Below are 26,885 nucleotides of genomic sequence, written 5' to 3'. Positions count from 1 at the left end.
ACATAGATTATGCTGACTAAAAGAATTATTCCATGCCTTGATGTGCATGGCGGAAGAGTTGTTAAAGGTATAAATTTTGTACAGCTTCGTGATGCCGGTGATCCCGTGGAAGTAGGAAAAGCCTACTCACAGGCAGGAGCCGATGAGCTTGTTTTTCTTGATATTACTGCGACTTCTGATGCGAGAGAGACTGTGGTTGATCTTGTAAGAAAAGTGGCTGAGCAGATTTTTATTCCATTCACTGTTGGAGGAGGGATAAGAAGCGTCGATGATATGAGAGCTGTTTTAAGGGAAGGTGCTGATAAGGTTGCCGTCAATTCCGCGGCTATTAACAGACCTGAACTCATTTCGGAATCAGCCGATAAATTCGGCTCCCAGTGTGTGGTTGTTGCTATTGATGCAAAAAGAAGACCGGACGGAGGTTTTAACGTATTTAAGAACGGCGGAAGAATTGACACAGGTCTTGATGCCATAGAGTGGGCAAAAGAAGCTGAAAAGAGAGGCGCCGGAGAGATACTACTAACAAGTATGGACGGAGATGGGACTAAGAACGGATATGATATCGAGCTTACCAGGGCAGTGTCTGATCTAGTGAACATTCCCGTTATTGCTTCAGGCGGCGCAGGAAACTGCGAGCATTTCTATGAAGCAGTTACCAAGGGCGGCGCGGATGCAGCGCTTGCTGCTTCACTTTTCCACTACAAGGAATTGGAAATACGCGAAGTTAAGGAATACCTAAGAGACAAGAATGTGCCTGTAAGACTTTGAGATAATTTCTCAAAAACGTGAAGCAGCACAGGATAGATTTTCGCTACGAGAATTTATAAATACTAATTGAAATATAAGGAGGCGCCTTCATGGCGGCAATAGATAATGACTGGCTTGAATACCTTGGAGAGGAGTTTTCAAAGCCATACTACAGAAAATTATACGAATTCATAGTTAATGAATATAAGACCACAACTGTTTATCCGAAAAAGGATGATCTTCTTAATGCTTTTAATTACACACCTCTTTCTAATGTGAAGGTGGTAATTCTTGGACAGGATCCTTATCATGAACCTGGGCAGGCTCACGGGCTTTCTTTCTCGGTGCTTCCGGGAGAGCCGGCACCGCCATCTCTGGTAAATATATATGGCGAGCTGAAAGAGGATCTTGGCTGCTATGTTCCCAATAATGGATATCTGAAAAAGTGGGCAGATCAGGGCGTTCTGCTTCTGAACACAGTGCTTACGGTTCGGGCTCACAATGCCAATTCCCATAAGGGAAGAGGCTGGGAGCAGTTTACTGATGCAGCCATAAGGGCTGTGAACAAGCAGGACAGACCTGTGGTTTATATGCTTTGGGGAAGACCTGCGCAGATGAAGGCAGATATGATCGATAATCCCAAGCACCTTGTTCTTAAGGCGCCTCATCCAAGCCCGTTATCAGCTTACAGAGGTTTCTTTGGATGCAAGCATTTTTCCAGGTGCAATAAGTTCCTTGAGGAAAACGGATTAAGTCCAATCGATTGGCAGATAGAGAATTTGTAAGTTTTAAGAAAAAACTGTACATAGACTCTTTTTCATGATAACGTAGTAAAGTGTAAAATTTTTGGACATAGAGGTGATATTATGAAAAAGGCTTTCGTTACGAAACAGCAGGTAGAAGAGATTGTAAAGAAATATCCCACACCTTTTCATATTTATGATGAGAAAGGGATTATAGAAAATGCCAGAGCGGTTAAGAAGGCATTTGCGTGGAATAGAGGCTTTCGTGAATATTTTGCAGTAAAAGCTACGCCCAATCCGGTTATTCTGGATATCCTTAAGAAGGAGGGCTGCGGTTTTGACTGTTCATCACTTACAGAGCTTATGCTCAGTAAGGCCATAGGTGCCTCAGGCGACCTTATTATGTTTTCATCAAACGATACACCTGCAGAGGAGTTCGTATATACTGATAAGCTCGGCGGAATCATTAATTTTGACGATATTACGCTTATCGAATATGCAAAGGAAGCCCTTGGCGGAAGAATGCCTGAGACTGTAAGCTGCAGATATAATCCAGGCGGAGTGTTCCAGATGAGTAACGGAATCATGGATAACCCCGGTGATTCAAAATACGGCATGACTAAGGAACAGCTCTTTGAGAGCTTTAGAATGCTGAAGGATATGGGCGTTAAGAACTTTGGTATTCATGCTTTTCTTGCTAGTAATACAGTTACAAATGAGTATTATCCTACTCTTGCGGGACAGCTTTTTGAACTGGCAGTTGAGCTTGAGAAGGAGACAGGTGCTGACATTAAGTTCATTAACCTTTCAGGAGGTGTCGGAATTCCGTACACTCCGGATCAGAAGGGCAATGATATCGCTGAGATCGGCGTTGGTGTAAAAGAGCAGTATGAGAAGATTCTTACACCAAACGGCATGGGCGATGTTGCTATCTATACTGAAATGGGAAGATTTATGCTTGGACCATACGGAGCCCTTGTTACCCAGGCTATTCACGAGAAGCATATCTATAAGGAATACATTGGTGTTGATGCCTGTGCAGTTAATCTTATGAGACCTGCCATGTATGGCTCTTATCATCACATCACTGTTCTCGGAAAAGAGGATGCTCCCTGTGATCACGTATATGATGTTACAGGTTCGCTTTGCGAGAATAACGACAAATTTGCAATTGACAGAGAACTTCCTAAGATTGACATGGGAGATTATCTGTTCATCCATGATACCGGTGCTCACGGTTTCTCAATGGGATATAACTACAATGGAAAACTGTGGAGCTCCGAACTTCTTCTCAAGGAGGATGGAAGCGTCGAAATGATTAGACGTGCTGAGACTCCCAGAGACTATTTTGCTACATTTGATAATTTACCTGTTTATGCCGAGCTTGATTCTATCATGAAGGAATTTGAATAACCGATGGATGAAATTAGTCATTTCATAACCGAATTAAAGTTAGAAGGGCGAATGAGTGAAAATACCGTTCGCTCTTATCAGACTGACCTTAAAAAGTTTGAGTGGTATCTTCAGGATAACGATCTTGTGGATGTTCTTTTGATAAATGAAAAGCAGCTGAAGGAATATGTTGATTCGATAAGTAAACAGGGGTATTCTGCTGCAACTCTGGCAAGGAACATAGTATCTCTGAAGGCCTTTTTTAAGACCCAGGCAAAACAGGGAAGGATGCCCTATGACATTTCTGAAAATCTGACTGCTCCCAAGGTGGAACTGCCTAAAACGGTTATACTTACAAGGAAGCAGATTGAACTTTTGCTATCTATTCCGGATTCCAAGAGCCCGAAGGGGCAGAGGGATTCAGCGATGCTTGAGCTTATGTATGCCACAGGTATCAAGGTATCTGAGCTGATTAAGGCTAAGGTATCCGACCTGGATATGCAGGTTGGATCAATAGAGTGTAAATCAGACAAAAAGGACAGGATCATTCCTTTTGATAAAAGAACCAGGAAGGCGCTTGTAAGATACCTTCAGGATGGAAGGCGCCATCTTATTAAGAGTAATCTTGAAGAGCTTTTGTTTGTGAATTATCAGGGAGAGCCCATGAGCAGGCAGGGGGTATGGAAGATAGTCAAAAGATACGCTGACTATGCGGAAATCGACGCCCAGATAACTCCGGAATCCTTAAGGCACAGCTTTGCGGCTCATTTGGTTGAGAGAGGCGCTGATGTAGACGCAGTTCAGGAAATGCTTGGACATGTGACAGCAGCTTCGACCAACAGATATGTAAAAGAGAATAAGAATTATATAAGAGACGTTTATAATCAGACACATTAAGCTTTATACATCGAAATATATGTAAAATAAAACGCTATATATCCGGCTTATGCCGAATATATAGCGTATTTCTTTTTATTGGTGGCTTTACCTGATATTGCAGAACTGAGTAAAGCTTTTTTTAATTCTAAAAGCAGAAATATTAAACAAGATCTGCGATATCGAGAAGAAGTCTCTCCGTATCAGCCCATCCAAGGCAGGGATCTGTGATGGATTTACCGTAAATACCGTCACCGATCTTCTGGCAGCCTTCCTCAATGTAGCTTTCGATCATTACACCCTTAACAAGCTCGCCGATATTGGCATTGTGGCTTCTGGAGTGAAGAACTTCCTTTACTATACGAACCTGCTCTTTATACTTCTTGCCTGAGTTGTTGTGGTTGGCATCGATGATAGCAGCGGGGTTCTGAATATCTCTCTGAGCATAAAGATCGGAGAGAAGACTTAAATCCTCATAGTGGTAATTGGGCTGTGACTGACCGTGCTTGTTGCTGGAACCACGAAGAACGCAGTGCGCAAGAGGATTACCACCAGTTTTTACTTCATAGCCTCTGTATACGAAAGAGTGAGGAAGCTGTGATGCATAAACGGAATTGAGCATTACGCTTAAGGTACCGCTGGTGGGATTTTTCATACCTGCAGGTACATCAAAGCCGCTGGCAACCATTCTGTGCTCCTGATCCTCAACTGAGCGGGCACCGATTGCTACATAAGAGAGGATGTCTTCGATATATCCCCAGTTCTCTGGATAAAGCATCTCGTCAGCTGCGGTAAGACCGGATTCCTCGATGGCACGAATCTGCATGTGTCTCATGGCTATAAGGCCTGCGCGGAAATCAGTTTTTCCTTCGGGATCGGGCTGAGATGTTATACCCTTGTAGCCTTCACCTGTTGTACGAGGCTTATTGGTGTAGATTCTGGGTACAAGAATAAGCTTGTCCTTTACTTTATCATTAACACCTGCAAGTCTTGAAACGTAGTCACAAACAGCATCTTCATTATCTGCTGAACAGGGACCAACAATTACAAGAAATTTATCACTTTTTCCTGTTAAGACATCAGCAATTTCCTTATCGCGAACCTTCTTAAGCTCTGCCAGCTTCTTGGATAAAGGGAACTCCTCGCGAATCTCCTGTGGTGAAGGAAGCTGCTGTATATATTGGAAAGACATTTGTATAACCTCCGAAGCATAATTTGCAGGACTTTTGTCCCACATCGTCCACTGTACCACATTAAAGCCTGAAAGTAAACGCAAATGAATATAAATATTAAAAAACTATAAAAAAAACGGGCTTTTTCTACACTTTGGTTTCCAAAAATTTAATAATATATAATCGAATTTTTGATAATATAAAAAGGCATTTATGCTAAAATTAAATATAGATATATCTTTAAAAATACTCTTTTGAGAATCAAAAAGGGGGACCGATCATGTGGAAAAAAATGTCTATTATGGCTAAGATGCTGGTAGGAATCATCCCAATTGTTGCGATTGCAATGATTTTGATGACCTATATCAGTGTATCTCAGAGTAGGACACTTATTCAGGAGCAGACTACCGAAAGAAACGAAGCTATTACCGAGAGTAATATCAACAAAATGAATGGCTATCTTGCTGAGATAAGGGCTACTGCTATTGGTTTAGCAGAAACCGTAGGCGGAACCTATCAGAGTGCAACCATGGAAAACTATAAGGATGTTTTCTCTAATGTACAGAAGGATAGTGATATGATATCCGGATGTGGCATATGGTTCGAACCCTATGCTTATAGTGCTGAAGAACAGTATCAGGGACCATATTGGTATAAGGATGGATCAAGTATTGTCGAGACCTGGGATTACAGCAATGCTGAGTATGATTACTTTAATCAGGAGTATTATACAAATGCTAAGGCTCTTTCAAAGGGTACAGCCCAGATTACAGATCCTTATTACGATCCTACATCAGGAACAATTATGTCTACCTGTTCTTCACCCATTTACAATGCTTCAGGTGAGTACATCGGATGCGTAACAGTAGATATCGTACTTGATACTATTTCTAATATCGCAGAGAGTATTAAAGTAGGAAAAACAGGAAGTGCAATTCTCTTAACATCTTCAGGTGTATATCTTTATACAGATGATGCTTCAAAGGTATCAGATAGTGCCAATATTTTAGATGATGAGAATGCATCTCTTGTTGCTATAGCTCCCGATATACTTGCAAATGAGACAGGCGGAGCAAGATTTGAGGATGATGGAAAGTATGTCATCACTTCATACGGAACAGTTCCGGAAGTTAACTGGAAGCTGATAATCAGAATGGATCAGGATGAGCTTGAAGAGAAGGTTAATTCCCTTACATATACAATGATCGGCATTCTCATTGCTGCTCTTTTAATCAGTTCATTAGTAGTAGTACTTCTTGTCAGATCAATTGCTGTTAACCTTGCAAATGTTAAGAAGTTTGCAGGATCCCTGGCAAGCGGAGACTTTACAGTATCCAAGCTATTCTCTAAGTCAGGTGATGAGCTTGGCCAGATGAGTGCTTCACTTAACAACATGTATGAATCCAACAGAAGTGTTATCAGTCAGATTTCTGATGAATCTGAAAATATCAGTTCTGCAAGTACTTCTCTTTCTTCCATGGCTTCAGAGCTTACAAGCCAGTTTGAGAAGATTCAGAGTAATATGTCCGGCGTTAACGACGCAATGATGTCTTCCGGTGCAGCTACTGAGGAAGTTAGTGCATCTGTTGAGGAAGTAAATACCTCTGTTCAGAGCCTTGCAGATGTCAGTGAAGAGAGCCTTGCAGCTACTAAGGAAATCATGCAGAGAGCTCAGGAAATCGAGCAGAGCAGCCAGAAGGCTTATGATAACGCTATCAATATAGCTCAGGAAAGAAGCAGAGAGCTTAGCGAAGCTTCCGAAAAGGCTAAGATCGTTGAAGAAATCAGTAATATGGCACAGTCTATCGCTGAGATTGCAGATCAGATCAACCTCCTTTCACTCAATGCATCAATTGAGGCTGCAAGAGCAGGAGAGCATGGTAAAGGATTTGCGGTTGTTGCTTCTGAGATTAACAAGCTGGCAAGTGATACAGCTGAAGCAGTTCAGCAGATTCAGATCACAATCGACGGCGTACAGGATGCGTTCAAGACTCTTACAGACAGTTCACAAGAGCTTCTTGATTTCGTTAATAATACAGCAGCTCCTGACTATGAGAACTTCGTACATGTAGCTCGTCAGTATGGCGATGATGCTCAGCAGTTCGGTTCACAGTCCGATCAGATTTCTCAGATGGTTGAGAATATCAGGAACTCTATGGAAGAGGTTAACAACGCTATCCAGAATATTGCAGAATCTACACAGGAGACTGCATCCCACAGCTCAGATATCACAGATTCCATCAACACAGCAGCAGATGTTGTTGAGAATGTAAGTGATATGTCCAGCAAGCAGGAGGACATCGCAGTAACCCTTGATGGAATTGTAAAGAACTTCAAGCTTAAATAAGAAATGATTCTTTTGATCCCCTCAGGCAGATTGTTCGATTTGTCTGAGGGGATTTTTTGGTATATTATGGTGTTACGTCATTGAAATTTGGAAACGCTATATTTGTTTGTGTGCAATTAAATGCGATAAAATGTGTAATAGGGAGAAACTATTGTGAAAATCAAAGAGGCGGCAATAATTATATTATTGTCTGCCGTTCTGTGCTCATGCTCAGATGAAAAGGAGCCTGATGTCTCCGCTGAGCAGGATATACAAGAGAATAGTGATTACAGCAGCCTCTTTGAGCCAATAGAGGAACCGGGGGATAAATCTGGGGGAATTGATGAAAACGCCGGAGAAAGCGATTTAAAGGACTCTCAGGGGACTGGCAGTAGCGATGATGAGAGTGCTGGAAGTGATGGTGAAAATTCGGAGGAACCTGAACCTATAGAGGTGATTCCTGTTAATATAAAGGAACTTGTAGTTAAAGAAGCGATTGTTATTGATGACACTGAAGCGGATTTGCTTGGGAAGCTTGACGGGACGGAATCAGATGCTGAACTGTCTGCAGAAAATGTTGAGATTCCTGTATTTTACAGCTCTGATGCTACCGGTAACAATGATTATGTAACGCCTGTTCGCAATCAGGGATATACAGCCCTTTGTTGGGATTATGCAGCACTGGGGGCAGTTGAGAGCGATCTTTTGATAAAGCACAGGGAACTTGCATCTGACAGCCTTAATTTATCAGAGAAGCACAGTGCATACTACAATATGCATAAGGCAATTGGTTCCTTTGATTCCGGAATTGACGATGACTACAGGGAGTTTGTCTTTGAGGAAAATGATAACTTCCTTAAAAAATACGACACCAGTTATATATCAGTGGGTGGTGTTACAGACTATTGTCTATCTATTCTGACGTCCTGGAAGGGGCCTGTAGTGGACGAAGACAGTGATTCTCTTCATGCGATTAAGGGACAGTCGGATATTTATACACAGAACGCCGATGAGCCTTCAGATGCTTATGCAAAGCCTTTTTGCCATGTTCAGGATGTGCTTGAGGTTCCTGCGACCAAAAAGAACAGAGACATTATTAAGCGCATGATAATGGAGCATGGAAGCGTAACGGCAAGTATCTGTGCCGATGATGCATATTGGACGGGCAAAAAAGTAGCTCTTTATGACTATAAGAAATACGGGGATGGGAATTATGCCGATCACGAGGTTTTGATTGTGGGCTGGAATGATGAATATCCCGCTAAGAACTTTATTACAAAACCATCAGAAGACGGAGCATTTATATGTAAGAACAGCTGGGGTACGAAGTCAGGGGCTTCAGGATATTTTTATCTGTCCTATGAGGATGCCATTCTTATCAATAACAATGTTGCTGCCTATAGCTGCGCCATGGAGGGAGATAATGGATGGTATGATAAGAATTATCAGTACGCAGGTTTCATAACTCATATAATGGATCCAATCGTGGATCAGAGCAATGTTGTTTATATGTATGATAATAATGACATTCGTTATGGGATTTGTTTCTCACCGGAGAGTGATGAGAGATTATCAGCTGTTGGATATTTTTCCATGACCACAGATACAAACGATAAAGTGAGCGTATATGAACTGGATAAAGATAATGCTCCTTTAGAAAACACTGATGATGGCCTTGAATTTTACGATTTTAATAAACTTGGTGAACCAATAATAACGATGGATTGCAAAAGCTTAACCGGAGGATATCATACGTTCTCACTTGAGCAACCGGTTGATATTAAGGCTGATAACAGCTATCTGGTGGTAATTACTCCCGGTCAGGAAACTAAGCTTATCTACGAGAAGGCAATGGATTTCACCACGGATCCGCACAAGGATGAATGGCAGCATGACCTGGGTGCAATTCATACACTAAATACCGCCAGTGGTCACAGCTTCATGGCTGACAGTTCAGGAGATGCTTTTGTAAAGCAGACAGACAAGGATTTCTTTGTGAAGGCATATACCATAGAGTGATAAAAGATAGGATTTCGACCTCGGAATCCTATCGTGCGTTATAGGCATAAATAAAGACCTCTTTTTCAGAGGTCTGGATTTTTGGGAGGTGGTCATGCGATGGGGAGTCGCATGACCATGTTGTATGAAAAAAGTTTTTTGGGGTTCAAGAGATGTTCTTCATCTCTGATAGGTTTATGTTAAGATAAATTTGTTTCTAAAATATGGCTGTTTTATAAAAGAAAGATTCAATATTTATTAATTAAATGTGGGCACTTTGTGAACAATAAATAAATATTATCGAATTTACGGATAGAGATTTTACGAAAACAAGGAGACAGGCGCATCTATGAGAATATCAAAAAATGAATTTCCTATAAAATGCATGGATTTTGCTCTTAACATTTTGAAAAATAATGAAAAAGATAATGCTCTTGTATCACCTGTATCTGTGATAATGGCCCTTGGACTTGCTGCGGGCGGCGCAAAGGGAGATACAAAGAATGAGCTTCTTAGGGCTGTTTCAATGGATGAAGATGCCCTTAATGAGGGTATAAGAAGGCTTCTTGACAGTTCTGATACCGGGAGCGATCAGATAAAATATGCAAACGGAATTTGGGTAAACGGCGACGATAGGATAGTCAAAGCCTACAAGAAGAAAATGAAGGAAGAATTCAGAGCAAAGGTTCGCTCTGATGCGTTTTCTCAAAAGACTGCAGATAAGATCAACAAATTCGTTAATGAAAATACCGATGGGATGATAGAGAAGCTTGTGGATACGCTTTCGCCGGCTGCTTCCATGATCCTCATAAATGCACTTTCGTTTTCGGGAAAATGGGATAACCCCTTTGAGGATTATCAGGTTGATGATGAGGCCATATTTACAACTGCTTCCGGTAAAAAGAAGAGAGTATCAATGCTTTGCGGAAGCTCGAAGCAGTATTTTGAACTGAAAAACGCAAAGGGCTTTTTGTATCCCTATGAAAACAAGAAATATACCTTTGCTGCCATACTTCCGGATAAAGGAAAAAGCGTAAGTGATATTTTGAAAGCATCAAGGGGCGAAGATCTTTTGAAAGCTTTGGCGAATCCGCTGCATATTAAAGCCGAAATAGGAATTCCTGAGTATACCCTGGATTTTGAAGCGGAGTTATCTGATACCTTAAAAAGTCTTGGAGTAAATAGTGCTTTTGCTCCGGGAAAAGCTGATTTTTCAGGAATGCTTAATGGTAATTCGAATGATTTCATAAGTCAGATTCTGCATAAGACGCATATTGAACTGGATAGAGAGGGAACAAGGGCTGCAGCAATAACAGGCGTTTTGACTCTTGGTGCGGCGCCGCCTCTTCCGGGATCAAATATAGAGGTTATACTGGATAGACCTTTTATCTATTTTATCCTTGATAATGCCGATAAAACGCCAGTTTTTGTGGGAAGAGCAGATAACATCGGGCATTGATCCGACTTGCAAAATCCAACCGTCTGTGCTATATTTTGTGGTAGGTAAACATGTAAACACAAATACTGCTAATTTAGTATAGGAGGTTTGTAGTGGGGAGAGAAGATAAAACACCTGCAGAGATTCGTACCACAGATAAGCTTAAGATTCAGAAGATCTTAGCAGAAGCCGGATACTTCGTTGAGATGGGTAATGGAAGTGTCCCTACAGTTGTCTGCAAAAAGCGTGAGGATATGAGCAAGGATCTTGCCGCTATCCGTAAGATTCTTAAGGAACAGCGTTATGAAGGTAGTTTCGGTGTTCGCGCACCTCGCAGGACTGACGAGATTCAGGTAACTGAAAATGAAGAATCATCTGAGATGATGGACGATATGGTAGCTGCAGCAGGTTGATGAGATATTAAAAGAGACAAAGTTTTCGCTTTGTCTCTTTTTTCATCAATTAAATGATGCATATTTTTATTCGTCTTTACTTTCGTCATGGATAAGAACTCTTGACTGGGATTCTGCCCTTTTGGTCTCGTCCTTTTTTCTTTTGACGTCTATTATGTATCCCATAAGACCACTGTCTATTCCGCGCATCTTACATCCAACAGCGTCATATGTACCAACCTTGAAGTTGCGGATTACTGTAAGAGTAATCTCAAAATCTTTGTTGTAGCCCGGTGGTCTGAAGGTGAGTCTGATAATATCCCCGGGTTTAGCTGTGGCCATTTTTCCCAAAAGGAGAGAAAGTCCCTTTATGGAAATGTCGTAAATGATGGCACTTACAGTAGTGTTATGGTTGATAACTGCTTTTCCAAGCAGATTTATAACATATCGTTCAGCCTTTCGCTGATTCTCAAGCTCTGTAACAATTTCATGTCCCTTAAGAAGATAATAGATGTCGCTCCAGTTCTCGTAAGGAACGACGCTTTCAAGGCTGAAGCTGTGGTGGTCTCCCATGGGCATAAGTGTAGCCTCGGCAGTTGCCTGTGTCGAAGCGGGAATCGGGACACCATGGTATTTAAGCGGCTCCACCAAAAGTGCGCCGTCTATTACAGAAATGGCTTTTGTTTTGATAGCTACAGGCATATTATCCACAAGAACATGAACTGTCAGAGGTGTGCCTGCAACGACTTCAGTAATATTCATAAAATTCTCTTTCTTATTCGTTATATAACTACTAATTTATCTAAGAATAATGTTAAACTGTTATTAAGATTTTTACAATACTTTGGGGCTTTACTGACTATGAAAAAAGTGGCTTTTATTTACAAATTAATTCCTAAATATATTCCAAACAGGGTAGTGCTTTCTTTTTTTGGGATTCTTTCTGTTTTTACAGGAAAGGTCAGGAAAAGAATAGTCGCTTTAAATCGTGAAGAAAACGAGAAAATACTTGATGATAAGGGCAACGGCATCTTTGACGGACAGGGCTTTATTGAGAATCAAAACAGATGGGAGAAAGTGTGTTTTGGATCCCATAAAAAGTCCAATATGTCCTATTCAGGCTGTGAGATTATAGCCACTTGGAATGCACTTATGTCCCTTCATGGGGACATGCCCAAAATGCCTGAGCTTATCAGCTATTTTGAAAGGCATGGGGCTACTTTACGTGGCGGCTTTGGAATTGCCCCCTCAGCTCCTGCGAAATACATGAAAAAAAGGGGCTATGGTATAAAACGTCTCACATCCAGGAATAAGGACGTAATTATGACCTTTGGTGAGCGTTACGACAGCTTTCTGGTGACCTTTTACTGGGACCATGAAAATATACTGAAACAGCTTCATACAGTGAATATTTCAAAAAACGGTGACGGATATTTTGTCCATAACATTTACAGGAGTCAGGGCGGAAGGTTTGTACAGAGCGGACCATTTAAAGATCTGTCTGAAGCTATATATAGAATTGCTGATAAGGCAGCGCCCCTTGTTATATACGGAATTGAGGCATTCCCTCAGGATAGAGATAAATAAAAGTATCGGATGATATTTATGGAGGATAGGTTTCACATGCTTAAAGAGTACTTAGAATCAGTCAGCGGTAATTTAGATAAAAGAGTTAACATTCCTCAGATAACGAACAGAGAGTTTTGGGATGGACTTTCTGAGGATTTGAAAAAAGCCATAGTAAAAGAAGGCGAAAATAAGAAAAAAGAAGAATGGTCTGTGATTTTGCTGTCGGATTATCGGGATTTTTACGAGACGGGAAACAGGGTGTTTTTCGAAGATAAGTCTTTTTCAAGAAGAATTAAGCTATCCGCCATGGTTATGGCTGAGTGTGTAGAGAATAAAGGCACATATATAAAGGATATTCTTGATGGAATGTATCTTCTCATGGAGGAGAGCAGCTGGTGCCATCCTGCACATAATTCCCATATAAGGGACGCAAAGCAGGATAATATGCCGGATACGGAGAAGCCTGTTATAGATCTTTTTGCGGCTGAAACCGGGGCTGTTCTTGGAGTGGCAGAGTACATGCTAAGACCGGTTTTGGATGAGATAAACCCTATGATCACGCAGCATGTGGACAGCGAGATAAGGGAGAGATTGATTATTCCATATCTTTCAGAGCATTTCTGGTGGATGGGTGATGATGAAAACAAGGCCATAAACTGGACTGTTTGGATTACGCAGAATGTGCTTCTGGCTGCTTTTACAAGGCCTTGCCATTCCATGAATAAGGACACTGCCGCAAAGATAATAGAGCAGGCTGTAATTTCAACGGATTATTTTATAAGTGCTTATGGAGAAGATGGCTGCTGCGATGAAGGAGCTCAGTATTATTCTCATGCGGGGCTGTGCCTCTATGGAATACTGAACATATTGAATGATATTACGGGTGATGCATTTGCTGACGCATATAAAGTAAACAAAATACGCAATATCGCTAATTATATTAGAAAAGTTTATGTTGATAACGGCTATTACATCAACTATGCGGACTGCGCTGCGAGGCCCGGTAACCGCAGCGCCAGGGAATTCCTTTTTGGAAAAGCCTGCGCGGACGAGCCTTTGTGTGCCATGGCTTCAGATGATTATCGCACTGAAGACTGGAATGAAAGGCTTCTCACAGAAGAGCATAACCTTTGGTACAGGGTTTTACAGGCATCAGCTCATAAGAATATGATGCAGTACAGACATGGGAATGATAAGGGTGAAAAGGATGTTTTCTTTGAGAGCGTCGGCATGATGATAGCAAGAAACAATAGCTTTGTTCTCGCAGCAAAAGCCGGAAATAACGGCGACTCTCATAATCATAATGATGTGGGAAGCATTACTCTTTACAAGGAGGGAGAGCCATTCCTTATCGATCTTGGTGCACCTACATATACAGCCAAAACATTTTCTGACAGGCGCTATGAAATATGGACCATGCAGTCTGTGTATCATAATCTGCCTACTTTTTATGACGGACATGAGACCATAATGGAGCTTCCTGGTGAAAAATACGGAGCTAAGGATGTTGTATTTGATGAGGAAAGCCATAGATTATCCATGGATATAGCGCAGGCTTTTGGGAATAGTAAGGTTCGAAGCTATAAAAGGAGCGTTAGCCTTAAGGAAGATAAGGTACTACTTGTAGATGAATATGATGGAGATCTGGACGCAGTTCTCAGCTTTATTACCTATGAGGAGCCAACGGTTGTAAAAGAGGTGAAAAATGCCGACGGATTCAGTGATAATGCGGCTATCACTGTTGGAAAAACAGGTGATATTAACATGGCTTCTTATAATAGTGCAGGCGCCATAACAATAGAGAGATGTGAGATAAATGATGAGCGTTTGAAATTGAGCTGGAGGCACGACTGTTATCGAATCAGAATTCCTGTTAAAAAGGGCAAAATAGTAGTGGAAATTTCTTGATTTAATGTAGTATGATAACAATTACGTATCTAAAAAATTACTAGAAATGGGGAGTTTACAATGAATAATAAGAATAAGTTTCCGACACGGTCGGGGCTTGTATTTTTCTTTCTTAAGGGGAGTATAGGTCTGTTTGCTTCAGGCATTGTTTTTTCAATGCTTGTGGCTTTCTTAGACATGGTCAATCCCAAAATTATCCAATATACAGTGGATTATCTTATCGGTGATTCAGAATCGACCATGCCTTTCTATATGCAGCTTCTTATCGGTATATCCGGTGGAAAAGCCTATTTGAAGACCCATTTGTTTGTTATCGCATGTATAGTGATAACGATTGCTATTGTTTGCGGAATATGCAGATATCTCAATAAGGTCCTGAATTCCATGGCTGCGGAGAAGCTGATCAAGAGGATGAGAGATATTTTGTTTGATCATATTTCTCACCTTCCTTTTGCATGGCATGGAGAAAATCATACCGGAGATATAATTCAGAGATGTACATCCGACGTAGAGACCATCAAGGTGTTCCTGTCAGAGCAGCTGACTTCACTTTTCAGAATAGTGATAATGATTACCTTTGGACTCATTTTCATGTTCCAGATTCACGTGAAGCTGGCTCTTATTTCTCTTGCCTTTATTCCGGTACTGGTGCTTTACTCGCTGTTTTTCCATAACCGTATAGGAAATGCCTTCAGAGAAGCAGATGAGGAAGAGGGAAGACTGTCTGCAATTGCCCAGGAGAACCTGACCGGTGTCAGAGTTGTAAGAGCTTTTGGACGTGAGACCTACGAACGTCATCGCTTTGAGAAAAAGAATGATGCGTACACCAAGCTGTGGATAAAACTTATGATGCTGCTTTCAGCATTCTGGACTTCCAATGATCTGATTGCCGGAGTGCAGTGCATGGTAGTGCTTGTAATGGGCTGTGTATTTGCAGTAAGAGGTGAGATCACGGTAGGTGAGATGATTGCCTTCTATTCCTACAACGCAATGGTTTCATGGCCTGTACGTATGCTTGGACGAGTTATCTCAGAGATGAGTAAAGCCGGTGTATCCGTAGACCGTCTAAGAGAGATCATGAATGCAGAGATTGAAACTGACAGAGAAGGCGCAACAGAGCCGTCTCTGGATAAGGATATTGAATTTAATAACGTAAGCTTTTCTTATGATAACGGATCTTCCGAAATCTTGAAAAATGTAAGCTTTAAGGTTAAGGCCGGCGAAACAATTGGAGTTCTTGGAGGTACTGGTTCCGGTAAGTCCACCCTTATGTACCTTCTTGACAGACTGTATGAGCTTCCTGAGGATCAGGGTACCATTTCAATTGGCGGCGTGGATATCAGAAATATCAAGATGCATTATCTTAGAAGAAATATCGGACTTGTTTTGCAGGAGCCTTTCCTGTTCTCGAGAACACTTAAGGAAAATATAGCAATTACAAGGAAAACTCCTGAACTTAAGGATGTCACCAGAGCTGCCAAGCTTGCATCTCTTGATGAGACCATCAGGAATTTCGATGCTGGCTATGACACCTTTGTAGGAGAGAGGGGAGTTACCCTTTCAGGTGGACAGAAGCAGAGGACTGCTATTGCCCAGATGCTTATTACAGAGCCGCCGATTATGATATTTGATGATTCGCTTTCAGCTGTAGATACGGAGACCGATGCCAAGATCAGAGCTGCGCTTGATAAGCATGCAAGCGGTGCCACAACCATTCTGATCTCACATAGGATAACTACGCTTATGCATGCTGATCATATTATTGTTCTGAGTCATGGAGAGCTTATTGAAGAGGGTACCCACGATGAACTGGTAGAAAAGGGCGGCCTTTATCGTAAAATCTATGACATTCAGATGCAGGGAGGTGAGGAACGTGCCTGAGTCCAAAGAAAACAAAGAAATAGTCAAGCTCCCCTGGATGGGGATTCCGAGACTTTTACCATATTTAAAGCCCTACAGATACAGGATGATGATCATGATCTTCCTTGGGGCGATGGTAAGTCTTGTAGACAGTATTGTTCCACTTTTTAACAGATATGCAATCAACAATTATGTTGTAAAAGGAACGTTGGAAGGAATTAGCAGATTTGCGCTTTTATATGCACTTGTACTGGTGGTAAAGCTTTGTATGGATTTTACAAGTGCTTACATGTGCGGACAGATAGAGATGTCTGTTGACAGAGATCTCAGAAATGCAGCATTTAACCATTTGCAGGAGCTTTCTTTCTCATATTTCAATCAAAATAACGTTGGTTATATTCATGCAAGAGTAATGAGTGATACCGGAAAAATCGGTATGCTCGTGGCTTGGAGAATGATGGACATCATATGGAACGGAAGTTATATCCTGTTCGTTTTGATAGTAATGCTGTCCATAAATGTGCGCCTGGCCCTTTATATACTTGCGCTGGTTCCTATAGCTGTTGTGCTGGTTATTTATTTTCAAAAACATCTTATTGTGCTTAACAGACACATAAGAGAGCTTAATTCTACCATCACGAGTAACTTCAATGAAGGAATTACCGGTGCCAAGGCAATAAAAACGCTTGTTGTTGAAAAGAAGATCCAGGATGATTTTACCAGAGATACAGAGAGCTATCGCAAAAATGCAGTCCATGCAACCCATTACTCTGCGCTGTTTACCGCATCTGTAACCATGCTTTCATCATGTGCTCTGGCACTGGCTCTTTGGAGAGGCGGAAAGATAACCATGGAGGGAGTTATGGAAATTGGAACACTTTCAGTTTTCCTGTCCTACGCCCTTGGTATACTTGAGCCTATTCAGAATATCATCGTTACAATATCTGATCTTATTGCAGTGCAGGTAAACGTTGAACGACTTACCAGGCTTCTCAACACTGAGTCAGACGTGGCTGATTCTAAGGAAGTTATTGAGAAGTACGGCGATACCTTTAATCCCAAAAAGGAGAATTGGGAAGAGCTTTACGGTGATGTGGAATTCAAGGATGTGTCTTTCCATTATCCTGACGGAACAGAGTATGTTCTTGAGAACTTTGATCTTAAGGTTCCGCAGGGTACCAACGTTGCTATTGTTGGTGAGACAGGTGCAGGTAAATCCACACTTGTTAACCTTGTATGCAGATTTTTTGAGCCTACAAAGGGACAGGTGCTGATTGATGGAAGAGATGCCAGAGAAAGGTCACAGCTGTGGCTTCACAGCAATATCGGATATGTGCTTCAGACACCTCATCTTTTCTCAGGAAGCGTAAGAGAGAACCTGAAATATGGTAATCCCGACGCAACGGATGAAGAGATTTGGAATGCTCTTAAGCTGGTATCTGCTGAAGAGATCGTAAAGCGCATGGATAAAGGCCTTGACAGTGATGTTGGTGAAGGTGGAGATATGCTTTCAACAGGTGAAAAGCAGTTGTTATCATTTGCAAGAGCGATACTGGCAGATCCTAAGATTCTGGTACTTGATGAGGCTACATCATCAATTGATACCGTTACGGAAAAAGCTATTCAGGATGCGATCTCTGTTGTAATAAAGGGTAGAACATCATTTATGATTGCCCACAGATTATCAACTGTTGTTGATGCTGATGTAATCCTTGTTGTTAAGGATGGTAAGATCATAGAACGCGGAAAACACAAGGAACTCATGAAGAATAAGCAGGGATATTACTACAGCCTCTTCTCAAGACAGTATGAGGAAATGTCAATAAAAGCGATAGGATAATTTTGTTAATAATCACAAAAATGAAATTCTTTACAAATTGACGTAAAAATGTTATTGTATTAATTAACTATAGGTTATTCTGTCTTCATGACAGATGTTTGGAAGGATCCTAAGATAGATTTTCAGGGACGGAGAATCTATCCCAGTGACTACATCAAGTGGGGACTTATAGGAGTCACAGGCGCAGAACGGATTTATCCTTATTCACGGAGGAAGAAAGGAGGCGCTATATGATAGGAGGCATTAGTAACAACAGCTATAGTAACTATTCATCCTATGGCAAGATTGCTAGCGGTAACAAGTTACAGTCCGCAGCAGATGGTGCCGCCGAGCTTGCCATCTCTCAGAAGATGGAGGCAGCTCAGAGAACTCACAACGTTAATGCAAGGAATTCAAGAGATAATGTATCTCAGCTGAACATTCGTGACGGAGTTCTTGATGGTGTTACGAGTTATCTGCAGGATATTCGCGCTAACGCCGTTTATTCACAGAATGGTACCCTTACAGCAAGTGACAGAAGCGATATCGCAGGTGTCAATGCGCAGCTTATGCAGGGTATCGGTCAGCAGCTTGATTCTTCACAGATGAAGGCACTTGGACTCGATAATCTCGATGTTAATGATATCGATTCCATAGACGCTGCAATTCAGAGTGTGAGTGATGCCAGAAGCACGGTAGGAGCTACTACAAATGGTTACGAGCACAACATAAGCTACAATTCTATCGCAAGAGAGAATGTACTTAGTGCAGAGAGCAGGATTACTGATACTGATATTGCACAGGAGATCACAGAGCTCCGCAAGAATCAGACTCTTGAAGCTTATCGCAATCAGATGCAGAAAAAGCAGCTGGAAGACGAAGAGCAGAAAAGTAATATGAATCTTATGCTTTAAGAAATTGATTGGCCGCCATCACATATATCAAAACACATACTCGTTAAGCTTCGCTTATAATCGTCTGTGTTCTGATATATGTGGTGGCGGCCTTATTTTGCTTGAATGTATTTTTTAAATATGGTAAATCAGACCTTATTTGTTTAAATATATTTATTTAGGTATGGTAAATCAACATATTCAGGTATGGCAGGTCAGGCCATGTTCAGTTTCATTATCTTTGGAGATATCTTTACTGTAGTGTAGATATCCGCATATTGTGAAGCTGAAAGATCCTCTATGTAGTTTTGCATATAGTTTTTCTCGATGCCGTTTCTTTTTAGAATATCAACTGCTTTGTTATATGCAATGGCAGCTTCATTCTCGGTGTTATATTTTCCAACAACAAAATCACCCCGGACATGGATTACGGTCTTATACTTCAGATAACCCCTGTGGTTGTACTGGCGGACGCCGTGGTATCTGTTAAGTATCTCGATATTTTCATAGCGAAGATCGCTGGAGTTCCCGTTTGCAAATTTATAATCTCTTCCTTCTACAGCGTAGCTTCTTATGCCGTAGCGACTCAGTATGCTTATCTGTGAGCCGTAGTCAGCCACGAAAAGATGTGAGCCTCTCTGCATGATCTTATGTGATGAATAATAGAACAGGTCATCTATATCAAAAATAAGAGTTTGCTGCGGTGAGAGATAGTATAAAAAGAACTTCTTTTCAAGATATATAGGATTTGGAATGTAGAGACCTTTATCCCTATAGTTGATCAGAACAACACACTTTTCAAAGGGCAGTGGCTGTCCCTGCTTATAAGAATCAAGTGTCCATGAAGTGTCCTCGAGAATGCTTTGAGCCTGAGTGTAAGCCCGTCCTGCCAGGCGAGCATTACTAAAAGAACCAAGAGCTATGTGTTTGCCCTTGTAGGTGATTGATGCACGATAAGATTTAGTCCCATCCTTGAGACATGTTTCGTATACCCCCGTTACTTTGTTTGCCATTTTGGTTTACCCCCATAAACTAAAATTGACTAGTAATTGGTTATGTAAAAATATGCATTTTTGTGTTATACTTTTTACTCAAAGTATATGTTCATAAGAAAATCGTAAACGACTCATGAATGTATAGTCATTTATCTATCTTATTGTATCACAGTGTTTTATTTGCTAACAACATGAAAACGGAGGAGTGTCATATTATGGAAGTTATGTACAGGAGTACCAGAGGAGACAAAAATCAGGTTACAGCTTCACAGGCAATACTCAGAGGTCTTGCCGCTGATGGAGGACTGTTTGTACCGGATCATATACCTCATCTTGATAAGACTTTTTCAGAGCTTAAGGAGATGGATTACCGTGAGACCGCTTACCAGGTTATGAAGCTGATGCTTACGGATTATACCGAGGAAGAGCTGCGTTATTGTATAGATCATGCATACGATTCCAAGTTTGACACAGAAGAGATGGCTCCTATGACAGAGGCAGGCGGCGCTTTCTATCTTGAGCTTTATCATGGAAAGACAATAGCCTTCAAGGATATGGCCCTTTCAATACTTCCTTATCTCATGACAACAGCTGCTAAGAAAAACAATTTAAAGAATGAGATAGTTATTCTTACAGCTACAAGCGGTGACACAGGAAAGGCAGCTCTTGCAGGCTTTGCCGATGTTCCCGGAACCAGAATCGTTGTATTTTATCCCAAGGACGGTGTTTCTCCCATACAGGAGAGACAGATGGTTACTCAGGAAGGCGCGAATACTTGCGTTGTAGCAATTGAGGGTAACTTCGATGATGCTCAGACAGGCGTTAAGAAGATCTTCACAGATCCTGATTTTGCAAAAGAGCTTGACGAGAAGGGCTTCCAGTTCTCAAGTGCAAACTCCATCAATATCGGAAGACTTATGCCGCAGGTCGTTTATTATGTTTATGCATACACAAGACTTCTCAAAGAGGGAAGAATTGCTGAGGGAGACCAGATAAATGTTGTAGTTCCCACAGGTAACTTCGGTAATATCCTGGCTGCATATTATGCAGGAAAAATGGGATTACCCATCAAGACATTTATTTGTGCATCCAACTCAAACAAGGTACTTTATGACTTCTTCAAGACAGGAGAGTATGACAGGAACAGAGAATTTGTACTTACAAGCTCACCTTCAATGGATATCCTCATCTCATCCAATCTTGAGAGACTCATTTATCATATTGCCGGTGATGATGCTGTTGCAGATGCAAACTACATGAAGCAGCTATCCTCAGAAGGTAAATATGAGATAACAGACGCTATGAAAGAGAAGCTTGGCTGCTTCTACGGCGGATATGCAACAGAGGAAGAGACAGCTAAGACAATCAGTTCACTCTTTGGTGATACAGGTTATCTTATCGATACACACACAGCAGTTGCTTCCTGCGTATATGACAAATATGTGCGTGAAACAGGTGACAAAACCGTTACGGTTATCGCATCTACAGCAAGCCCTTACAAGTTCACAAGAAGCGTTATGACTGCACTTGGTAAAAACGATGACAGTCTTGATGACTTCCAGCTTGCCGATAAGCTCTCTGAGGTTTCAGGCGTAGAGATTCCTGAGGCTGTTACATCAATAAGAGATGCAAAAGTACTGCATAACAAGGTAGTTTCCAAGGATGGCCTTGCTGATGCGGTAAGAAGCTTTTTACAGTAATCGGATATACTAAAATAAAAAATAGGAAACGGGGGATATCAATGGGTAACAACAACGAGATAAACATTTATTCTGACAACACACCTGAATTAGAGGATCTTGCCAGACTGGTGGAGACAGCAGATGTCATTGATACCGATCTCTACACTAAGTACGATGTAAAAAGAGGTCTTCGTGATTTAAATGGTAAGGGTGTCCTAACCGGCCTTACTAACATTTCTACCATCAATGCTACGCAGCATATTAATGGTGAGACAATCCCCGCAGATGGTGAGCTTTTCTACAGGGGAATCAATGTTAAGGACATCGTTCACGGAACGGCATCCCATAGTAATTGTGGTTTTGAAGAGACAGCGTATTTGCTTCTTTTTGGAAAGCTCCCCACAAAGAGTGAATTGCAGGGCTTCTGTGAGCTCCTTGGCTTTTACAGATCACTGCCTACGGGTTTTGTAAGAGATATCATCATGAAGGCACCCAGCCGTGATATGATGAATACTCTTTCAAGAAGTGTGCTGACATTGTATTCCTACGATGACAGTGCAGATGATGTTTCTATGCCTAATGTACTAAGGCAGAGCCTGCAGATGATAAGTCTCTTCCCGCTCCTTGCTATTTACGGATATCAGGCATATAACCATTATCACGAGGGTAAGAGTCTTTTCATTCACCCTCCGAAGGCAGAGTTGTCAACAGCAGAGCATATACTGTATCTGCTTCGTCCTGACAGTAAATACACAGAGCTTGAAGCAAGACTTCTTGATATCTGCCTTATCCTTCACATGGAGCATGGTGGTGGTAATAACTCATCATTTACAACTCACGTTGTAAGCTCATCCATGACAGATACTTATTCTGTTATAGCTGCAGCTATCGGTTCTCTTAAGGGACCAAGACACGGTGGTGCCAACATCAAGGTTATTCACATGTTTGACCAGATGGAGAAGGAGCTTAAGGACTGGGCTGATGAGGAAGAGGTAAAGGAATACTTAAAGAAACTCCTTCATAAAGAAGCTTTTGATAAAGCAGGTCTAATCTATGGTGTAGGACATGCTATTTACTCAAAATCAGACCCGAGAGCAGTACTTCTTAAGGAGTACACAATTAAGCTCGCTAAGGAAAAAGGCATGGACAAAGAGCTTGCTCTCTATGAGATGGTGGAGAGACTTGCGCCTGAAGTGATCAGCGCTGAGCGTAAGATGTACAAGGGCGTTAGTATTAACGTGGACTTCTATTCCGGATTTGTTTACAAGATGCTTGAGCTTCCGGAGGAGCTTTTCACACCTATGTTTGCAATTGCCCGTATAGTTGGCTGGAGTGCTCACAGAATGGAAGAGCTTGCCAACAACAGTAAGATCATTCGTCCTGCATATAAGGCAGTAAGTGATGAATATCCTTATGTGCCCATGGAGGAAAGATAATATAAAAGGCCCGTAATAGGGGACTTTTGGAGGTTTTAGGAATTGGAGAATAAAGTAATTAAAGAAAGACTTTCTGCTCTCAGAGCAAAGATGGAGGAGAACGGCATTGATTATTATCTTATGCCCACATCCGATTATCATAATTCTGAGTATGCGGCAGATTTTTTCAAGGTGAGGGAGTTTTTCTGCGGCTTCACAGGATCAAACGGTACCTTGGTTGTATCTAAGAAGTGGGCCGGAATGTGGACTGATGGAAGATATTTCATCCAGGCTGAGAGAGAGATGAAGGGAACAGGAGTTACTCTTTACCGCATGGGCGAAGAGGGCGTTCCCACAATCAAAGAATATCTTAAAGACAATATGAAGGCAGGAGAGGTCCTTGGTTTTGACGGAAAGGTAGTTCCTGCTGTTGAGGGTCTTTCTTATGAAAAGGCTCTTAAGAAGATTCAGGCGAAGGTAAAATATGACAGAGATCTTGCAATGGAGGTATGGACAGACAGACCCAAGCTCCCCTGCAATCCCATCTATATCCTTCCCGATGAACTTTGCGGTAAGAGCTTTAAAGAAAAGCTTGAAGAAGTTCGTGCCACAATGACAGAGAACAAGGCAAAGGCATATCTTCTTTGCAAGTTGGATGACATCTGCTGGCTTACAAACCTTAGAGGTAATGACGTAGAGTGTAATCCTGTAATTTTGAGCTATCTTTTCATCACAGAGAAAAAGACAGTTCTTTTCGTACAGTTTGATGAGCTTAGCGATGAAGTTCGCGCTTACTGTGAGAAGAATGAAATTGAGCTTGCACCCTATAGCAAGATCATCGGATGGCTTGATGAATATGAATACGAAGGCATCACACTTTATGATGAGAGAAATGTAAGCTATCAGGTTTACAGAACTATCAGCGATAATTCTGAGAGCAGAAATGCTAAGATTAAGAACATCTTTGATCCTACAGAGATGATGAAGGCATGTAAGAATGATACGGAGCTTAAGAATATTCGCGAGGTTTACATCCGCGACAGTGCTGCTCTTACAAAATTCATCTATTGGGTAAAAAAGGAAGCTCCCAAGGGAGAACTCAACGAATATACAGCTGCCATGCATCTTGATGAGATGAGAGCTCAGCTTCCCGGATTTATCGAGCTGTCATTCCCTACAATCAGTGCTTACAAGGATAATGCTGCAATGATGCATTATGAAGCAACTGAGGATGATAATGCTGCTCTTAAGGGCGAGGGATTCCTTCTTGTTGATTCAGGCGGAACCTACATGGGTGGTACAACAGATGTTACCAGAACCATTGTCCTTGGCAAGATTTCAGCAGAAGAGAAGAAGCACTACACTCTTACAGCTGTAGGTATGCTTCAGCTGGCAAATGCAAAGTTTCTTGAGGGATGTAACGGAAGAAATCTTGATATCCTTGCAAGAGGACCCCTTTGGAATATCGGAATCGATTATAAGTGCGGAACAGGACACGGTATCGGATATATCCTCAACGTACACGAGGGACCTCACAGCATCCGCTGGAAGTCACGTTCTGTAGAGGATGAAGCACCTCTTAAGCCGGGAATGATCATGTCTGATGAGCCCGGAGTTTATATTGAGGGTAAGCATGGTATCCGTATTGAGAACATCTTAGAGGTTGTTAAGGATGTAAAGAACAGCGACGGACAGTTCCTTAGCTTTAAGCACCTTACCTACGTGCCTCTTGATCGTGATGCAATCGATAAGAAATATCTCCAGCCGAGAGAGATTGATGCCATAAATGAGTATCAGAAGATGGTATATGATACCATTGAACCGCTTATTGAAGAGAAGGAAATCAAGGATTGGCTTAAGAATGCTACAAAGCCGCTTTGATGTAACGTTTTTTCATGAGAAAACGCTCGGAATGAAGATTTTATGCGGTTTTTTCATTATTTCTTAAGAATTTTTAAGGATTATTCTATTGATTTGGGGCTCGTGTGATTTATAATATAATTAAAGAACTGCAGAAGCAGTTTATACGAGCCTCGAGCTCGCCTGGGATGCTCGACACTTCCGGTGTAATTTGAACCTACAGTTACTTTAAACGGGACACCTAGATTGCTGGATTGATGTCACGCCTCCGGCCCTGCACATGTGCAGACAAGCTATGGGAGAGGAAGACAGATATCGCTGCTGCGGTAACCCACCTGGCGTTTGCTAGGAGTCAAATAACCGGAACCGGCATTTCGGGTCTTAAAAGAACAGTAAATCTGTTCTTTTTTTTTGCAAAATGGTATAATAAATTATCAGAATTCAGAAAACAATCGAAAGGAGAAAGTTCCATGCTTGCTTCGCTTATTCCGCTGTTTGATGATGAGATGAAAGTCTGCGCATACTCTGTATTTGCACAGAGAGAGAACTACCTTATGAACCCGCAGCTTATGGGTACGGGTTATCTTGATAATGTAGTTGATATCGTTGGACTTGACATCGTAGATAGTATCGGTACCAATGTACTGTCCGGTAACAAGGAGGTCTTTGTTGAGATCAACAATATCTCTTTATTTGCCAACATCGAAGAGCAGTGCAGCGCGCCGAAGCAGAGGATAGTTCTTCTTTTAGACAATACGGTTCTTCCCCAGGAGCCTTATCTTGCAAGGCTTTGGGATCTGAGAGGACAGGGCTACAAGATTGCTGTGAGGAAGCTTGCAGGCAACATGTTCGAGACCTTCAGACCTCTGCTCGAGATGTGTGATTATGTGCTTCTTGACCATCGCAAGGTCAATATCAGAAGTGCAAAGATCTATTTCCAGAAGGCTTTTCCCAAGATTAAATTATGTGCTGTAAATGTAGACAGCAAGGATGATTATGAGAGACTATCTTCAGACGGATCCTACGATCTCTATGAGGGAAGCTTCTTCCGAGTACCTGTAGAGGATTCTGAGATTTCTGTTGCACCTCTTAAGGTTACATATATTGAACTTTTAAATGTTGTCAATGATCCTGACTTTGATCTTCAGAAGGCAGCTGATGTAATTGGGAAAGATGCAGCTCTAGTTATTTCTATGCTTGAGATGGTTAATCATATGGCCATCAATTCCGAGATTACTTCCGTAAGGCATGCGGCTGCAATGCTTGGACAGAAGGAGCTTAAGAGATGGATCAACACCGCAGTAACCAAAGAGCTTTGCGCTGATAAGCCCAGTGAGATTACAAGAATCTCAATGATTCGTGCTAAATTCGCTGAGAATCTTGCAAGTGTATTTGATATGGCAGGACTTTCTTCAGAGCTTTTCCTGGCAGGTCTTTTCTCACTTCTTGATATAATGCTTGATCAGACCATGGAGGAATCCCTTAAGCTTGTTCATGTATCAAAGAAAATAGAAGATGCACTTTTAGGCAATACAGGAGAGCTGTGGCCTGTGCTTAATCTTATTTATCAGTATGAGGATGCTTCCTGGCAGGAGGTTTCAAGACTTATGATTCTTGATAATCTTGAGATGGATAAGATTTACGAGGCCTATACAGATGCACTTAAGTGGTACAGAGATCTTATTGATCCGGTAAATTAACTTGAGTTTATGATTTGGCGGAGCGGCGAAATGCTGCTCCGTTTTTTATCTCATGGGAAATTCTTCCGAATTTTCTGTTTCATTCTGTGGATTCTTTATC

The 26,885-nt window shown here is 41.5% G+C and carries 20 protein-coding genes and 1 other RNA gene; 18 read left to right on the top strand and 3 right to left on the bottom strand.

Features of this window, described 5'->3' with window-relative positions:
• Positions 1-9: 9 nt before the first annotated feature.
• From hisF to G610_RS0117570, 4 genes are all read left to right on the top strand, one after another.
• Positions 10-768, top strand: coding sequence for an imidazole glycerol phosphate synthase subunit HisF (hisF, locus tag G610_RS0117585; RefSeq protein WP_026525825.1), 759 nt, complete (start codon positions 10-12; stop codon positions 766-768).
• An 89-nt stretch (positions 769-857) separates the two neighbouring features.
• Entirely contained in the window at positions 858-1,532 is a 675-nt protein-coding gene (locus G610_RS0117580; RefSeq protein WP_026525824.1) for a uracil-DNA glycosylase, read from the top strand.
• Between the two features lie 78 nt (positions 1,533-1,610).
• On the top strand, positions 1,611-2,903 hold the full coding sequence (locus G610_RS0117575) for a diaminopimelate decarboxylase (RefSeq protein ID WP_026525823.1): 1,293 nt from the start codon (positions 1,611-1,613) through the stop codon (positions 2,901-2,903).
• Between the two features lie 3 nt (positions 2,904-2,906).
• Positions 2,907-3,779 (top strand): tyrosine-type recombinase/integrase, encoded by an 873-nt coding sequence (locus G610_RS0117570; protein ID WP_026525822.1) that lies wholly within the window; start codon positions 2,907-2,909, stop codon positions 3,777-3,779.
• A gap of 142 nt (positions 3,780-3,921) precedes the next feature.
• Here the strand turns inward: G610_RS0117570 and G610_RS0117565 are convergent, their stop codons facing one another.
• Complete coding sequence (locus G610_RS0117565; protein ID WP_026525821.1) at positions 3,922-4,950, bottom strand: 3-deoxy-7-phosphoheptulonate synthase; 1,029 nt, start codon at positions 4,948-4,950, stop codon at positions 3,922-3,924.
• A gap of 260 nt (positions 4,951-5,210) precedes the next feature.
• Between G610_RS0117565 and G610_RS0117560 the strand changes: the two genes are divergently transcribed.
• From G610_RS0117560 to G610_RS0117545, 4 genes are all read left to right on the top strand, one after another.
• The gene (locus G610_RS0117560) at positions 5,211-7,277 is read left to right on the top strand and encodes a methyl-accepting chemotaxis protein (RefSeq protein ID WP_026525820.1); all 2,067 of its coding nucleotides are present in this window, start codon (positions 5,211-5,213) and stop codon (positions 7,275-7,277) included.
• 153 nt (positions 7,278-7,430) lie between these two features.
• A complete protein-coding gene (locus G610_RS0117555; protein WP_026525819.1) occupies positions 7,431-9,275 on the top strand; it encodes a C1 family peptidase in 1,845 nt (614 codons plus the stop codon).
• Between the two features lie 328 nt (positions 9,276-9,603).
• On the top strand, positions 9,604-10,713 hold the full coding sequence (locus tag G610_RS0117550) for a serpin family protein (RefSeq protein ID WP_026525818.1): 1,110 nt from the start codon (positions 9,604-9,606) through the stop codon (positions 10,711-10,713).
• 92 nt (positions 10,714-10,805) lie between these two features.
• A complete protein-coding gene (locus G610_RS0117545) occupies positions 10,806-11,105 on the top strand; it encodes a hypothetical protein (RefSeq protein ID WP_026525817.1) in 300 nt (99 codons plus the stop codon).
• Positions 11,106-11,171: 66 nt separating this feature from the next.
• On the opposite strand, the gene G610_RS0117540 is transcribed toward G610_RS0117545, so the two are convergent.
• Positions 11,172-11,846, bottom strand: coding sequence for a PilZ domain-containing protein (locus tag G610_RS0117540; protein WP_026525816.1), 675 nt, complete (start codon positions 11,844-11,846; stop codon positions 11,172-11,174).
• A 99-nt stretch (positions 11,847-11,945) separates the two neighbouring features.
• Here G610_RS0117540 and G610_RS0117535 point away from each other — a divergent pair, with 99 nt between their 5' ends.
• The 5 genes from G610_RS0117535 to G610_RS0117515 all read left to right on the top strand — a co-directional run bounded on the left by G610_RS0117535 (position 11,946) and on the right by G610_RS0117515 (position 19,154).
• Positions 11,946-12,671 carry a hypothetical protein gene (locus tag G610_RS0117535; RefSeq protein WP_026525815.1) on the top strand — a complete coding sequence of 242 codons (726 nt, stop codon included), beginning with the start codon at positions 11,946-11,948 and terminating at the stop codon, positions 12,669-12,671.
• Between the two features lie 36 nt (positions 12,672-12,707).
• Positions 12,708-14,561, top strand: a complete 1,854-nt coding sequence (locus G610_RS21520; protein WP_035797897.1) for a heparinase II/III domain-containing protein — start codon at positions 12,708-12,710, stop codon at positions 14,559-14,561.
• A gap of 60 nt (positions 14,562-14,621) precedes the next feature.
• Positions 14,622-16,442, top strand: coding sequence for an ABC transporter ATP-binding protein (locus tag G610_RS0117525; RefSeq protein WP_026525814.1), 1,821 nt, complete (start codon positions 14,622-14,624; stop codon positions 16,440-16,442).
• A complete protein-coding gene (locus G610_RS0117520; protein WP_330368189.1) occupies positions 16,435-18,261 on the top strand; it encodes an ABC transporter ATP-binding protein in 1,827 nt (608 codons plus the stop codon). Before G610_RS0117525 ends, G610_RS0117520 begins: the two co-directional genes overlap by 8 nt.
• Before the next feature lie 230 nt (positions 18,262-18,491).
• A complete protein-coding gene (locus G610_RS0117515) occupies positions 18,492-19,154 on the top strand; it encodes a flagellin (RefSeq protein ID WP_026525812.1) in 663 nt (220 codons plus the stop codon).
• 194 nt (positions 19,155-19,348) lie between these two features.
• Here the strand turns inward: G610_RS0117515 and G610_RS0117510 are convergent, their stop codons facing one another.
• Entirely contained in the window at positions 19,349-20,146 is a 798-nt protein-coding gene (locus G610_RS0117510; protein ID WP_026525811.1) for a hypothetical protein, read from the bottom strand.
• Positions 20,147-20,343: 197 nt separating this feature from the next.
• Between G610_RS0117510 and thrC the strand changes: the two genes are divergently transcribed.
• From thrC to G610_RS0117490, 5 genes are all read left to right on the top strand, one after another.
• A complete protein-coding gene (gene thrC / locus G610_RS0117505; RefSeq protein ID WP_026525810.1) occupies positions 20,344-21,828 on the top strand; it encodes a threonine synthase in 1,485 nt (494 codons plus the stop codon).
• Between the two features lie 41 nt (positions 21,829-21,869).
• Positions 21,870-23,246 (top strand): citrate/2-methylcitrate synthase, encoded by a 1,377-nt coding sequence (locus tag G610_RS0117500; protein ID WP_035792863.1) that lies wholly within the window; start codon positions 21,870-21,872, stop codon positions 23,244-23,246.
• Between the two features lie 42 nt (positions 23,247-23,288).
• Positions 23,289-25,106, top strand: a complete 1,818-nt coding sequence (locus G610_RS0117495; RefSeq protein ID WP_026525808.1) for an aminopeptidase P family protein — start codon at positions 23,289-23,291, stop codon at positions 25,104-25,106.
• A gap of 156 nt (positions 25,107-25,262) precedes the next feature.
• A non-coding RNA gene (gene ssrS / locus G610_RS22830) (6S RNA) lies at positions 25,263-25,470 on the top strand.
• An 85-nt stretch (positions 25,471-25,555) separates the two neighbouring features.
• A complete protein-coding gene (locus tag G610_RS0117490) occupies positions 25,556-26,785 on the top strand; it encodes an EAL and HDOD domain-containing protein (RefSeq protein ID WP_026525807.1) in 1,230 nt (409 codons plus the stop codon).
• Positions 26,786-26,885: the final 100 nt, after the last annotated feature.

The organism is Butyrivibrio sp. MB2005, from assembly GCF_000424285.1.
Classification (GTDB): Bacteria; Bacillota; Clostridia; order Lachnospirales; family Lachnospiraceae; genus Butyrivibrio.
Note: the sequence above shows the minus strand (reverse complement) of the source record. Positions and strands in the feature narration are given on the sequence as shown.